Origin of the sequence: Aggregatilinea sp. (assembly GCF_036822615.1) — a bacterium.
In the GTDB taxonomy this organism is placed as follows: domain Bacteria; phylum Chloroflexota; class Anaerolineae; order Aggregatilineales; family Aggregatilineaceae; genus Aggregatilinea.
The window spans coordinates 1,214-15,949 of sequence record NZ_DAISHJ010000120.1 but is presented as its reverse complement, the minus strand read 5'-3'; the positions used below and the strand labels follow the sequence as shown (position 1 = coordinate 15,949).

The following is a 14,736-nucleotide window of genomic DNA, read 5'->3' as shown; positions in this document are numbered from 1 at the left end:
CGGAGGCGCTGCCGCCGGACGGTCATCATTCATCATCTGTGCCGCCGTCAAGGTCGGATGCGATCAAAAATTCATCAACCGAGGCTTCAAAAGAGAGTTTGGATCATCGCGCCCACAAACATCGTCAGCACGCCCAGCACAATCGACGGGAATACCAGCCCCGCGTCCCGTGCGACTTCCTGCGCATCCTGCCGCCGCCGGTGCGCGGCGGTGTTGTCTTCCATCGTGCGCACGTACTGGTAATTCCAGGTGCGCGTCGTGCCCCATCCCCCGATCAGGCTGAACGGCCCGATGGCGAACACCAGCACACCGACTATTGTGACGACCAGCGAAATCTCGTTCGTGGTGCGCCACCCCACCAGCAGCGAAAACACCAGCGCCACCGCGACGATGGCGACCTCGATCACGGCAATACGCCGCAGCGCACGGCCCATGCGGTACAGCCAGCCCCACTTTTCCATGCCCGTACCCTCCTCTTATCACCCCATTATACAGTAGATCGTTTTTTCGTATCAGCAAATTACAAGTCCGTCATCGCACAAAAAAAGCGCCGCCACACGCGGGGACGCAAAATTTTAAGCTCATGCGCGCGCCCGGCGTGTTATAATCGCGCTATAGCCCTTAGCTTAAATGTTCTACGAGCGATAGCCCCCATGTCTGACGAAAAACCATTCGTACATCTGCACGTGCACACCGAGTACAGCCTGCTGGACGGCCTGAGCCACATCAAAAAGCTGGTCAAGCGCGCGCAAGAAACCGGCATGGACTCGCTGGCGATCACGGATCACGGCACGATGTTCGGCGTGATCGACTTCTACCGCGCGAGCAAAGCGGCGGGCATCAAGCCGATCATCGGCATGGAAGCCTATCTCGCTCCGCGCGGCATGGAAGACCGCGATCCGCAAAAAGACACCAAACCCTATCATATGCTGCTGCTGGCGAAAAACCAGACCGGTTATCAGAACCTGCTGCAACTGGCGTCGGCGGCACAGCTCAAGGGATACTATTATCGCCCGCGCATCGATCACGACTTTCTGGCGGCGCACGCCGACGGCCTGATCGCCACCAGCGGCTGTCTGGCGGCGGAAATTCCGCGCATGGTCGAGCGCGGCCAGGAAGCGGACGCGTTCAAACAAATCGGCTGGTATCAGGACGTCTTTGGCAAGGAAAATTTCTTTCTGGAGCTTCAGCACCACGACATCCCGATCCTGCACACGCTCAACCGCTGGCTGATCGAAAACCGGGGATACGCCGATCTGCCAGTCGTCGCCACCAACGACGTGCACTACATCCTCGAAGAAGATTACGACGCGCACGATACGCTGCTGTGCATCCAGACGGGCAACCTGAAGACGGAGGGTAACCGCCTGCGCATGAGCGATCCGAGCTACCACCTGCGCACACCGGACGAAATGTGGCGGCTGTTCGCGGACGTGCCCGACGCGCTGACAAATACGCGGCTCATCGCGGACATGTGCGACGTCAATCTGGACTCGAAGGGCTATCACCTGCCGGTGTTCCCCGTGCCGGATGGCTATACCGCCGACACGTACCTGCGCAGCCTGTGCGAGCGCGGCCTACAGTGGCGCTATGGGAGCCGCGCCGATACGGACGAGGCCCTCAAAGAACGTCTGGATTACGAGCTGGGCATCATTCACAACATGGGCTTCGACACGTATTTTCTGATCGTGTGGGACCTGTGCGAGTTCGCGCGGCACGCGGATATCTGGTGGAACGTGCGCGGCTCCGGCGCGGGCAGCGTGGCGGCCTATACGCTGGGCATCACCAGCATCGACCCGCTGCGCAACGGCCTGCTGTTCGAGCGCTTCCTGAATCCGGGCCGCGTCTCCATGCCCGACATTGACATGGACTTCCCCGAAGACCGCCGCGCGGAGATGATCCAGTACTGCGCGCAGAAATACGGCGAGGACAAGGTCGCGGCGATCATCACCTTCGGGACGATGGGCAGCAAGGCGGCCATCCGCGACGTGGGCCGCGCGCTGAACATGCCGATCGAGGAAGTCAACCGCATCGCGCGCCTGATCCCGACCGCCGCCAAGGCGATCAAGTTCGATGACGCGCTGGGCGACGATCCCGAAAAGGCCCTGCCCGACCTGAAAACGGTCTACGAGCAGGACGGCGCCGCGCGCGCGGTGATCGACGTTGCGCGCCAGTTGGAAGGCGTCACGCGGCACGCCAGCACGCACGCGGCGGGCATCATCGTCGCGGACCGGCCCCTGGTCGATTACATCCCGCTGCACCGCCCCACCAGCGGCGCAGACGAGAACGCGCCGGTCAAGCAGGTGACGCAGTTCCCGATGGAAACGTGCGAATCGATCGGCCTGCTGAAAGTGGACTTCCTCGGCCTCTCCACGCTGACCATCGTGCGGCTGGCTTGCGACCTGATCGAAGAGCAGCACGGCATCCGCTACGATCTCTCGAACATCCCTTACCGCCCCAACCCGGACAACCCGGAAGAAGAGCGCATGATCGCGGACATGTTCGAGATGCTCAGCCGGGGCGAAACGATCGGCGTGTTCCAGCTCGAATCGCAGGGAATGCGGCGCATGCTGACCGATATGCGCCCGCAAAAGTTCGAAAACATCGTCGCGGCGGTGGCGCTCTACCGCCCCGGCCCGATGGACTACATTCCGACCTATAACCGCCGTCTGCACGGTGACGAAGAAGTCACCTACCTGCACCCCAAACTCGAACCGATCCTGGGCGAAACGTACGGGATCTGCGTCAGCGGCGACTCGCTGGTGTTCGACGCGCTCACGGGGCAGCGCTTCCGCGTCGATGAACTGGCGGAGCACGTGAACCGGATCGCGGTGCAGGGCGTGGACGAGAACTACCAGCCCGCGATCGGGCGCGTGATACACCTGATCGACAACGGCGAAAAGCCCGTTTACCGAGTCACGCTGCGCAGTGGAGCCACGATCAAGACCACCGCCGATCACCGTTTTCTCACCGAAAGCGGATGGACGCCGCTCAACGAGATTCGTGTGGGCGATTATGTCGCCGCGCCGCCGCACCTGATCGCGCCCGACGCTCCCACACGCATGAACCGCGACAGGCTGCGCGTGCTGGCATATCTGATCGCCGACGGCAGCCTCGCCAGCGGTTGCTCGGTCGATTTCGTCAGCCAGGACCCGGTGCTGCTCGATGAATACGTGCGCTGCCTGGATGCGTTCGGGGACGTGACCCCGGTGTTTACTGAGCAAGCGCGCAGCGTGCAGCGGGTCGGTGTCCGGCACAAAACGCAGTATAAGGCCGTCAACAGCCTGCTGGCATGGATGCGCGAGCTGGGTTTCAAGGAGTCACCGGGGCGCGGCCATCCGCGCGGCGTACGCAGCCAGGAGAAATCCATCCCGGACTTCGTGTTCACACTCGACAACGACGATATCGCGTTTTTCCTGGCGTCGCTGTGGGACTGCGACGGGCACGCCTCACCCAAGATCTGGCATTACAAGACGATCTCGCAGCGGCTGGCGCATGACGTACAAACGCTGCTGCTGCGCCTGGGCGTCGCCTCCGTGATTCACGTTTCCGCCTACGAATCGAGCCGGGGCCACCGCGACGCCTATCAGGTCACGGTGTACGATACGCACCGTCTGCACGAACTGCTGTCGCCTTACCTGTTAACCCACAAGAAGAATGTCGAATGCGCCGCCGTGAGCCGCCCGACGCTGGACCGGATGCGCTTCATCACGGAAGTGCAGCAGGTCACCGATTTATCGTCGCGGCAGTTGATGGCGACCTACGGTATCGACCGCGTCCATTTCTATCGCAACGCGACCGAAAATCGCCCGCGCATCCCGGCGCACGTCGTCGCGCCCGTGGCCGAAGCGCTCGATCTGGTCGAGACGCAGCGCGCAGCAAACGTGCTGTGGCAGGAAGTGGTCTCGATCGAGCCGGAAGGCATCGAGCACGTTTACGATCTGACGGTCGAGGGCATTCACAACTTCGTTGCCAACAACATCATCGTGCACAACTGCGTCTATCAAGAACAAATTATGCAGATCGGCGCGCAGTTGTTCGGCTATTCACTCGGTGAAGCCGACCTGATGCGCAAGGCTGTGTCGAAGAAAAAGAAAGAGGCGCTGCTCCAGCACCGCGAGACGTTCGTCAAGCGCGGGCCGGATCACGGCGTCGATCCCGACTCGGCCAACAAGATCTTCGACGATATCGAGTTCTTCGCGCGGTATGGATTCAACAAAAGTCATGCCGCCGACTACGCCGTGCTGACGTGCCAGACCGCATTCCTGAAGTGCCACTATCCGCACGAGTACATGACCGCGCTCATGACCGTGCACCGCGACGATTCGGCCAAAGTCAGCCTGTTCGCCGCCGACTGCAGCCGCATGGGGATCGAGGTGCTGCCGCCCAACGTCAACGGCAGCCAGCTCAATTTCAGCATTGAGGCGCAGGGAGAGGGCAAGCGCGCGATCCGCTTCGGCCTCGCAGCGATCAAAAACGTGGGCGTCGGCCCGCTGGAACACATCATCGCCCAGCGCGAAGACGGTGGGCCTTTCCGCGATCTGGAAGATTTCTGCCGCCGCGTCGATCTGCGCGTGGTGCAGAAGCGCGCGCTGGAATCGCTGATCCGCGTGGGCGCGATGGACCAGTTCGGCACGCGCCCGACCCTGCTGGCCGCGATGGAGCGCATGCTCAAGTTCTCAGCGGATTTCCACAAAGCGCAGGATGTCGGCCAGATCAGCCTGTTTGGCGAGGCGACCGGCGTCACGTTCAACGTCGAGGAAAGCCTGTTCAGCAATTTGCCGGAGATCGAGCAGGCGGATAAGCGCGAAATGCTGCGCTGGGAAAAGGAACTCGTCGGGCTGTACGTGACGGACCACCCGCTGCGCGCGCTCGAAAAACAGTTCGCCAACGCCAATATCAAGTCCAGCGCGGACCTGATCGAAGAAGGCGACGCCGCGAACGGCAAGGCCGTGCAGGTCGCCGGGCTAATCACCGACATCCGCAACATCGTCACTAAAAAGGGCGATTCGATGGCAATCCTCACCCTTGAGGACATCACGGGCGCGCTGAGTGTGGTGATGTTCCCCCGGACGTGGGAGAAATACCGTAACATCGTCGTCGAAGACGCGGTGCTCATCGTGCGCGGCAAGGCCGACACCGGGCGCGGCGATGTACAGGTGATCGCGGATGAGGCGACGCAGGAGTTCCAAACGGTCGAGTCGCTGGAGGAAATACGAAGCCTGGACAGTACGCGCTTCTCGTGGATGGACGAGACACCGCCCGGTGAAACGTCGTATGACGACGAAACCGGCGAGCCTGACGCGCCCGAACCGGCCCCCGTGCGGCACGCCGCCGAGCCGGTCATGCCCGCGACGGCAGGCGCGAATGTGGCGCCGATCCCGCCCGTCGAGCCTGCGGCTGCACCGCGCATGCGGAACAACGAAGAACCGCCGAGCCGCTTCGGCGCGACTGTCTCGGACCGCGACGTCCCCGGCTGGCTGGAAGAGGATAACGGCTGGACGCCTGCTCCCGCCCTGGCGTACCAGGACGACACCGGGCACGTGATCGGCGTCGCGGAGCCGGAAAACGGTAACGGCCACGGCAATGGCAATGGTAATGGCAATGGAAACAGAAACGATCACAAGCAGGAGCGTGCGGAGGGACCCGCCCAGCACGCTGTGCCGCCGCGTCCGCGCCGTCCTAAGCCGCAGCCCAAGCCCGAGCCGGAGCCGCAGCCGAGCCGCCTGCTCAAGCTGACCGTTCCGCGTTCCGGCGATTCCAACCGCGACCGCATGAAGCTGCGCCGCTTGCACGGCATTCTGACGCAGTACCCCGGCAACGACCGGTTCTGCTTCCTTGTGCCGGGATCCAACCAGAAATACACGCGCATGGACTTCCCGAAGTACCCGATCGCCATCAACGACGACGTGCTGGACCTGATGCGGCAGATGATCGGGGAAGAAAACGTGGCGATCGAGGCGTTGGAGTAAGATCGAACCATAAAAAACGGGCGGGTTTGATGCGGTTTAACAAATTAGTCCGGTCATCACCACGACCTCACCCCCGGCCCCTCTCCAATCTGGGTTGGAGAGGGGAGACAAGCAGCGCCCACTGGGGTTTTGTAGGGGCAGGTTTGTAACCTGCCCTGTTTTTTATGTCCGCCCGCATATCTCGTACCGGGCGGAGCAAGCGCTGCCCCCTACGGATCGAGGGGTCTCGGCGGCTACGCTATCGGCTTGATGGCTTCGATCGCCACCCAGTCGGTGATCGTGCGGCGGCGGGTCGGCTCCAGGCCGGTACGGCGCAGCGCCGCTTCCACATCATCCGCCTGATCGAGAATAATGCCGCTGAAAACGGCCTTGCCACCCGGACGCACCACATCGCCCAGGCCCTCATCGCACATGCCAGTGATCACACGCGCGAGGATGTTCGCCAGCAGCAGATCGTACTGCTGGCCTGATGCGCGCACCGTCTCCAAGCTGCCCTGCTGCGCCGTGATCGACTCGAGCACGTCGTTGTAGCCCGCGTTTTCGAGCGTGCTCTTGACCGCCAGCTCGTCAATATCCACGCCCAGGACGTGCCGCGCGCCGAGCTTGATCGCCGCGATGCCCAGAATACCGGAGCCGCAGCCCAGGTCGAGCACTTCGGCGTACGGCCAATCCGCCAGCATCTCCTCGATCGAGATCAGACACAACTGCGTCGTGGGATGCGTCCCCGTGCCGAACGCCATGCCGGGGTCCATGATCAGCACGATGTCATCCGGCTTCATGTCGGTGGGATGCGTCCACTCAGGCCGGATGTACAGGCGCTTGCCCAGCCGCAGGGGATGGTAGTGCGCCTTCCACGCGTTCGCCCAGTCTTCGTCGTTGACGATGCGGAACGTCGGCTCCGGCATGGGATACAGGCGGCTCATGTACCACAGCGCCTCGCGCAGCGTCTGCTTGGCGGCTTCCGCCTCATTATTTTCGGGGAAGTAAGCCCGAACGATCAGCTTGTCGGCGGGCGGCACTTCGTCCGGCCACACTTCGATCGGGAAGCCCGCCTGCTCGATCGCCACGCCCTGATGCCCGTAGCGCTGAAAGATGTCCGCGACGGCTTCCGCCGCCTCGCCATCGACCTCAATCGACACTTCAACCCAATTCATGTGAACGCCTTTCCACTGGTGGCTATCTAATCATACACCTCGAATGGCCCGATCAAGCCCCAAAAAAGCCGGATCGGGCATCTAAATAATAAAATTTTGTAAATATTTATGTTTGTTATTGTTTTTTAAGTGAATATCTGATAATATAGGAAATGACGGGGTCTCAATGACGCGTGCTGAACCTGTCATCGTAGCCCCATCGTGACCAGGGCCCCGTCCTCCTCCTCAAAGTGATACGCGCAAGAGAAATGGGCAACTTAGTTGCCCATTTCTCTTTTAAACCTACGGTTCAAAACCACGAACATCACCGGCGGTCAGACACCGCCGAAAAAGTCAGAGACTCGATCTAAAAAACCCCGGCCCTGCTTCTGCGGGATCACCTCTTTGCCCAGCGTGCGACCCAACTGCTCGAACAGATCCCGCTGCTCTTTGGTGAGCTTGCTCGGCACTTCGACCGTCAGCACCAGCAGTTGATCGCCTCGCCCTGCCGACGATCCGTCGCGGCGCAGCTTGGGCACGCCCTTGCCGCGCAACCGGATCACCTTGCCGGACTGCGTGCCCGCCGGGACGACCACTTCTTCGTCGCCGTCCACAGTCGGCACGGCGATCGAATCACCGAGCGCCGCCTGAGCCACGTTGATCGAGACTTCGAGGATAATGTCGCTTTCGCGCCGCTTGAAGAACTCGTGCGGCGTCACGCGCAGCACCACGTACAGGTCGCCCGCGGGGCCGCCGCGCTGGCCCGGCTCGCCTTCGCCGCCAAGCCGGATCTGCGTGCCGTCGTCCACCCCTGCCGGGATCGTCACCGTCAGCTTGCGGACCTTCTGGACCGTGCGCTGGCCGTTACACTCAGAGCAGGGCGTATCGACGATCTCGCCTGTGCCGTGGCAGCGCGGGCAGTCGGTGACGTTGACCATGCTGCCCAGGAACGACTGGCGCACCTGCCGGACTTGCCCCGTGCCATTACAGTCGGAACAGCGGCGCGGCGTCGTGCCCGGCGCGGCTCCGCTGCCGTGACACACGTCGCACGTTTCGCGGCGCGGCACTTCGATATCGACTTCCGCGCCAAACACCGACTGGTTGAAGTCGATGGTCAGGTCATAACGCAGGTCGCGGCCCTGCGTGGGGCCGTTGCGGCGGCGGCGCGACCCGCCCCCAAACCCGCCGAAAAATTCCTCGAAGATTTCTTCGAATCCGGGGAAGCCGCCCGAAAAACCGCCACTGAAGCCGCCCGCCCCTGCCCCGTTGACGCCCGCATGGCCGAAGCGGTCATAAGCGGCGCGCTTGTTATCGTCGGACAGCACGGTATAAGCTTCGTTGATCTCCTTGAAGCGCGCCTCGGCATCCGGTTCGCTGCTTACGTCGGGGTGGTAGCGCCGCGCCAGACCGCGAAACGCCTTCTTGATATCCTCTTTAGTCGCATTCCGGGGGACGCCCAGGATTTCATAGTAGTCGCGTGGCATTGTGCGTTCCATACCTTGTGCTTCCTCGTATCCGTTTCATTCTAACGTACCGTGGCCCGGCCTGAAAGGGTGATTCCCCTCCGCTCGGCTCGACACGCCCCCGCACACACGCCCGACAGGGCGGTCGCGGAGCCGTGAGAAGCGCATGGAACCGGCCTTAGGGGGCGTGTGGCGCACGCCCCTACCAAGAATTACGCGCCATGGCTTCCCAGGTAGCAAAAAACAGCGCAGGAGCAACCTTCGCTCGCTGCGCTGTCTGAATGGTAATCGGGCTTACGACTCGGTGAAGTCGCCTTCGATCACGTCTTCGTCGGGCCCACCGTTGCCGGTAGACGCACCGCCCGTCGGGCCTGCGCCCGCACCGGCGGCAGGGCCACCCGCCGTCTCGTACATGCGGCTGCCGATGTCCTGGATCGCCTGACCGAGTTCCTCGGACGTGCGCTTGATCGCGTCGGCATCGGTGCCTTCGAGCGCCTTGCGCACGGCCTCGACCTTGCCCTCGACCGACTGGCGCGTGTCCTGCGGGACCTGCTCGCCAAAGTCGCGCAGGGTCTTTTCCGCTGTGTGGATCATCGCCTCGGCCTGATTGCGCAGCTCGACCTGCTCGCGGCGGCGCGCGTCTTCCTGCGCGTGGCTCTCGGCCTCGCGGACCATGCGCTCGATTTCCGAGTCGCTCAGGCCGCTGCTCGCCGTGATGGTGATCTTCTGCTCGCGCCCGGTCGCCTTATCCTGCGCCGTGACGTTCAGAATGCCGTTTGCGTCGATGTCGAACGTGACTTCGACCTGCGGCACGCCGCGCGGCGCCGGGGGAATGCCGTCCAGAATGAAGCGGCCCAGCGTCTTGTTGTCTGCGGCCATCGGGCGCTCGCCCTGCAGGACGTGGATTTCAACCTGAGTCTGGCCGTCCGACGCGGTGCTGAAGACCTGGCTCTTTTTGGTCGGGATGGTCGTGTTGCGCTCGATGAGCGGGGTCGCCACGCCACCCAGCGTTTCGATGGACAGGGTCAGCGGCGTCACGTCCAGCAGCAGAACTTCCTTCACCTCGCCGCCGAGCACACCCGCCTGGATCGCCGCGCCAACCGCCACGACCTCGTCGGGATTCACGCTCTTGTTCGGCTCTTTGCCGAAGAACTTCTTGACCGCTTCCTGCACGGCAGGCATACGGGTCATACCGCCGACCAGCAGCACTTCGTTGACCTCGGCAGGCTTCAGGCCCGCGTCATCGAGGGCGCGGCGGCACGGGTCGATCGAGCGCTGGACCAGATCGGCCACCAAGCTTTCCAGCTTGGCGCGGGTCAGCGTGACGTTCAGGTGCTTCGGGCCGCTGGCGTCCGCCGTGATGAACGGCAGGCTGATTTCCGCCGACATCGTGGTCGACAGTTCCTTCTTGGCGTTCTCCGCCGCTTCCTTCAGACGCTGGAGCGCCTGACGGTCGGAGCGCAGGTCGATGCCCTGCTCCTTCTTGAACTCGTCCGCGAGCCAGTTGATGATGCGCTCGTCGAAGTCGTCGCCGCCCAGGAACGTATCGCCGTTGGTGGAGCGCACTTCGATCAGGCCCTCGCTCACGTCGAGGATCGAGATGTCAAACGTACCGCCGCCGAGGTCGTACACGGCCAGCGTTTCGTCGCTCTTCTTGTCCATGCCGTACGCCAGCGACGACGCCGTCGGCTCGTTGATGATGCGCTGGACTTCCAGGCCCGCAATCTTACCCGAGTCCTTGGTCGCCTGGCGCTGGCTGTCGTTGAAGTACGCCGGAACGGTGATCACAGCCTGGGTCACTTCGCCGCCCAGGTACGCTTCCGCGTCGGCCTTGATCTTTTGCAGGATCATGGCCGAAATTTCCGGCGGGCTGTAGGTCTTGCCGCTCAGGTGCACGCGCACGTCACCGTTGGGGGCGGCGCTCACCTTATACGGAACCAGCGCGATCGCGCGCTGCACTTCGGGATCGCTGAACTTGCGGCCCATGAAGCGCTTGATTGAAAAGATGGTGTTCTCAGGGTTCATCACGGCCTGACGGCGCGCAAGCTGCCCGACCAGACGCTCACCCTGCTTGTTGACAGCGACCACCGAGGGAATCAGACGTCCCCCTTCGGCGGACGGGATCACGGTCGGTTCGCCGCCTTCCATCACGGCCATCACCGAGTTCGTGGTTCCCAGGTCAATACCGATCGTCTTAGCCATTTTCTATCACCTCGTGTGTCAGTTTGATTTTGATGTCGACTCGATAAAATCTCACGTCTACCGGGAAGTACCTACTCGGCGACGCGCACCATTGCCGGGCGCAGCACACGCTCACCGTGCACATAACCGCGCTGCAGCACCGCCGTTACCGTGCCGCTCTCGGCGTCCGACGACAGATCCACGCCAATCGCCTCGTGGAATGCCGGATCGAACGGTTTGCCCAACGCATCCATCGGCGCGACGCCCTGATCACTCAAGAAGCGTTCGAGCTTGCGCAGAATGAGGATGATGCCGTCGAACCACTGGTCACGCTCGCCTTCGGGGACGGCATCCACCGCCCGGTAGAAGTCGTCCAGCACCGGCAGCAGCTTTACCAATACGTCTCCAGCCACCTGCGCGCGCTGCTCGGCACGTTCCTTCTCAACCCGCCGCTTGTAGTTCTGAAACGACGCCCGCTCGCGCTGCAAGCTGTCGAGGAACTCCTCGGCGCGGGCGTTCGCCTGATCGATCTGAGTCTGCAACGAGACTTCCTCCTCAACGGCAGTCGCGCCGGGTCCATTCGTCCCGGGCGTACCGACCTCTTCGTTGGCTACGGATTCGGTCCGCATATCGTCTTTCGGGTGTTGGGTTTCCCCTGCCACTCTACTCACCTCCGTACGAACAAAATAACACTGCACTCAGGCAGCATCCGTAGTGTATCCGATGTGTAATAGAAATTCGTTAGCAAAACGCTGGAGATATGTAGAAAGTTGGGGAAAAATAGCGGCGAGGCGCTCACTGCTACCGGATTTCAGGTTTCAGCCTGCCGGAACCCCGCCCCGCGCCCCGTGCGCAGGGGAACGACCAGCCCAGGAGGAACCATGAATATCGTCAACGTCGGGTACGACTCCACCAACTATTACATGCTGGCCGACCACACGCCCCGCCTGCTGGTGGATGCCGGATGGCCCGGCACGCTCGGCAGGTTCCAGCACCAATGCGAGCGTATGGGCGTCGCCCTGCCCACCCTCAAGCACATGCTGGTCACGCACTTCCATCCCGACCACGCGGGGCTGGTGCGCGAACTCAGCGATCTTGGCCTGACGCTGATCCTGCCGGACGTACAGGCTCCCGCCCCGGATGGCGTGCGGATCGTGCCGCTCGCCCTGGCGGACAGCCGCGCGTTTCTGGCGACGATCGGCATCGCGGGGGAACTCCTGCACACGCCCGGCCACTCCGACGACAGCGTCACGCTGGTGCTGGACGAGGGTGCGGCCTTCACGGGCGATCTGACGCCCGCGTCTTTCGTGGACGATCCGGCGCATCCAGTGTCGCAAAGCTGGCAGGCGATCCGCGAGCACGGCGCGACGGCGATCTATCCGGGGCACGGGCCGGTGTTCCCGCTGGGCAGCCGTTAGCGGTTAGCGGGCCAATCAAAGGGAGCGGACTCCGCGCCCGCCCCTGTGAATCTCGCTGTTCACGACTCCATGTTCCGGTTTTTGAGCTTGCGGCTGAACGCGGTCTGTTTCAGCTTTCGCGGAACACGTCATCGAGCAGGCCGGACATCAGATTCGCCACGTAGCGCACGGCGCTGATCGCGCGGCCATAGCGCATCCGCGTCGAGCCGAGCACGCCCAACGCCCCGCGCGATTCCGGCGTGCCGTAGCGGCCCAGAACCATGCTCAGGTGGCTGAGTTCCTCCCAGCGCCCCTCGCCCGCCACCACCACGCGCACGTCCGGCTGATCCGGCGAGAGCGTCTCGGTCAGCAGCGTATCCAGCGCGCCGCGTTCTTCGAGCACGCGCAGCGCCTGCTGGGCCTCGTCGTCGTTGAAGCTGGGCAGCATCTCGCTGAGACCGTAGCGGTAAACATCGCGGGCGGTCTGCTGGTTGGCCTGGACCATCGCGTCCGCCACCAGCTCCCCGACCTCGTGCGTGAGCGGATCGGAATGCGCGCGTGTTTTGGCCCGGACCTGTTCGGCGGTCAGCGCGTTGCACAGCAGATTGAGCACCTGCGCCGTGCGCGAGAGCACGTCCTGCTGGACCGGTTCGGCCAGCGTCAGGATCTGCTGGTGGACGCTGCCGCCGCGCAGCACGAGCACCATCAGCACCAACCGCCCGTGTGTGGCGATCAATTCGAGGTGCTTGAAGTGGCTTTCGGGCGCGCGCGGCAGAGTGACCAGCGCCGCCGTCTGCGCCGTGCGCGACAGGGCGATCACCGCCGTACGCATCCATTCTTCGAGATCGGTGGGCGCTTTCTCGAACGCCACCGTAATCCCGCGCCGCTCGGATGACGAGAGCTTGACGTCATTCAGCAGCCGGTGCACGAAGTAGCGATACCCCTGCTTGGTCGGCACGCGGCCCGCCGAGGTATGCGGCGCGTAAATCAGCCCGTTTTGCTCCAAGACCCCCATCTCGTTGCGCACGGTCGCGCTGCTGAATCCCAGCCCGAAATCCTCGACCAGCGACTTGGACCCGACCGGCTGCGGATTACGAATGTACTCCTGCACGATCAGGGCAAGAATCTTTTCCTGGCGCTCGGTCAGCTCCGGCAAACCGGCAGAATCGGCGGGTGAGGGGGTCTCCGGGGAAACCGGCGGGGGGATCATACGTCTGTGCCTCGTGCTCCATTACTGCGTATCGAAAGTCCGTTAATAGACTGGCTAACGCACTTTCATCATACCATGCGGACATTTTGGCGTCAAAATAACGGGAGGATTTGTAATCAAAGTGATAATAACGTAGGATCGGCGCACTGTCTGCAAGAAGCACATTAAAAACCCTCCTGAGCGGCAGTTTGAATCTGGTGTTTCATGAATGATCATGGTATTATTTTGGAGACAAAGTATTTTCTCGCCTGCCTATTCGCGGGCGGGATCAGCGGGATGATGCGGGCTGGTAAATCCCCAATAGAGGAGACACTACGGATGAGCGACAAAACCTTCGAGGTCACTGAAGCCACCTTCGAGTCGGACGTTCTGAAATCGGAAAAGCCGGTTCTGATCGACTTCTGGGCCGAGTGGTGCACGCCATGCCGCATGATCGCACCGCTGGTGGACCAGCTTGCGACCAAGTACGGCGACAAGCTGCGCGTCGGCAAGGTGGACGCCGATACCAACCAGGGCATCCTGATGCAGTACGGCATCCTGGGCATCCCGACCCTGATCCTGTTCAAGGACGGGAAGCCGGTCGAGCGTATCACGGGCTACATGCCCCTGCCCTCGCTTGAGCCGAAGATCGCCCAACACCTGGGCTAATCACGCCGCACAAGCCAATCGTAACGGCTCCCGATATCTGTCGGGGGCCGTTTTTTGTTTTAAAGCCTACGCAAACGGAGCGCAGGGAAACGGATTCTGTAGCGGCGTATTGCGATACACCCCATGCGTACCAGGTTAAAGGATCGATAGGCGTCTGTCCCTACGATGACCCGGCGATCAGGGAGCAAATCGCCAGGCCGCATGTGCGTAGGGGTAGAGCTTGCTCTACACGGCTTTGCTGATGGCGGGCGATGCAAGCATCGCCCCTACGAAAAGCAGAGTCGTCTATCGCGCCGCTGAATGCATAACGTGCCGAATAGGGGGCGTATTGTGATACACCCCACGCCCCGCCTCTACGGATCGTCGCTTCCTGTCTCCTGGTTTTGTTTTTGGCTAAAAACTTACGACTGATGACTGATGACTGTTCTTATGGCAGCCACACGAAATCCAGGATGGCGGTCGTGTCTTCAAACGCGAAGATGCCGTCGGGCGGCGGAGGCGCGGCGAACAGCAGCGCGGTGTCGCCGCCATCGACTGGGGTCAGGTAGACGCCCGCCTGCCGCGCGTCCACGTCATTTTTCACCCACGCGATCAGTGTCCGGTCGGGGCTGAGATCGAACGGCGCGCCCCACGCGATATCGTTGTCGTCGCGGGTGACGTAAGGCCCGGTCGAGACGATCTGCCGGGGCGCTTCCCCCAGCGCCGCGACGTAAATCCCCGTCGCGTCCGGCG

Annotated in this window: 10 protein-coding genes; 3 read left to right on the top strand and 7 right to left on the bottom strand. The window is 62.5% G+C overall.

Translation table 11 applies throughout. From position 1 onward, the window contains the following. Positions 1 to 86: 86 nt before the first annotated feature. Complete coding sequence (locus V7116_RS21655) at positions 87 to 461, bottom strand: hypothetical protein (protein ID WP_324394067.1); 375 nt, start codon at positions 459 to 461, stop codon at positions 87 to 89. 192 nt (positions 462 to 653) lie between these two features. Here V7116_RS21655 and dnaE point away from each other — a divergent pair, with 192 nt between their 5' ends. Continuing rightward, positions 654 to 5,972, top strand: coding sequence for a DNA polymerase III subunit alpha (gene dnaE, locus V7116_RS21650; protein WP_324394066.1), 5,319 nt, complete (start codon positions 654 to 656; stop codon positions 5,970 to 5,972). 233 nt (positions 5,973 to 6,205) lie between these two features. On the opposite strand, the gene prmA is transcribed toward dnaE, so the two are convergent. The 4 genes from prmA to V7116_RS21630 all read right to left on the bottom strand — a co-directional run bounded on the left by prmA (position 6,206) and on the right by V7116_RS21630 (position 11,378). Further along, entirely contained in the window at positions 6,206 to 7,126 is a 921-nt protein-coding gene (gene prmA, locus V7116_RS21645) for a 50S ribosomal protein L11 methyltransferase (RefSeq protein ID WP_324394065.1), read from the bottom strand. A gap of 314 nt (positions 7,127 to 7,440) precedes the next feature. Further along, the gene (dnaJ, locus tag V7116_RS21640) at positions 7,441 to 8,601 is read right to left on the bottom strand and encodes a molecular chaperone DnaJ (RefSeq protein ID WP_324394064.1); all 1,161 of its coding nucleotides are present in this window, start codon (positions 8,599 to 8,601) and stop codon (positions 7,441 to 7,443) included. A gap of 261 nt (positions 8,602 to 8,862) precedes the next feature. Beyond that, positions 8,863 to 10,770, bottom strand: coding sequence for a molecular chaperone DnaK (gene dnaK, locus V7116_RS21635; protein WP_324394063.1), 1,908 nt, complete (start codon positions 10,768 to 10,770; stop codon positions 8,863 to 8,865). 71 nt (positions 10,771 to 10,841) lie between these two features. Beyond that, entirely contained in the window at positions 10,842 to 11,378 is a 537-nt protein-coding gene (locus V7116_RS21630) for a nucleotide exchange factor GrpE (protein WP_324394062.1), read from the bottom strand. 252 nt (positions 11,379 to 11,630) lie between these two features. Here V7116_RS21630 and V7116_RS21625 point away from each other — a divergent pair, with 252 nt between their 5' ends. Next, on the top strand, positions 11,631 to 12,167 hold the full coding sequence (locus V7116_RS21625) for an MBL fold metallo-hydrolase (RefSeq protein WP_324394061.1): 537 nt from the start codon (positions 11,631 to 11,633) through the stop codon (positions 12,165 to 12,167). Between the two features lie 109 nt (positions 12,168 to 12,276). Here V7116_RS21625 and hrcA read toward each other — a convergent pair whose 3' ends face one another. After that, on the bottom strand, positions 12,277 to 13,356 hold the full coding sequence (hrcA, locus tag V7116_RS21620) for a heat-inducible transcriptional repressor HrcA (RefSeq protein ID WP_324394060.1): 1,080 nt from the start codon (positions 13,354 to 13,356) through the stop codon (positions 12,277 to 12,279). Positions 13,357 to 13,674: 318 nt separating this feature from the next. On the opposite strand from hrcA, the gene trxA reads away from it, so the two are divergent. Continuing rightward, a complete protein-coding gene (gene trxA, locus V7116_RS21615; RefSeq protein WP_324394059.1) occupies positions 13,675 to 14,004 on the top strand; it encodes a thioredoxin in 330 nt (109 codons plus the stop codon). Positions 14,005 to 14,431: 427 nt separating this feature from the next. Here the strand turns inward: trxA and V7116_RS21610 are convergent. Beyond that, a partial coding sequence (locus V7116_RS21610) for a hypothetical protein (RefSeq protein ID WP_324394058.1) occupies positions 14,432 to 14,736 on the bottom strand: 305 nt, incomplete at its 5' end.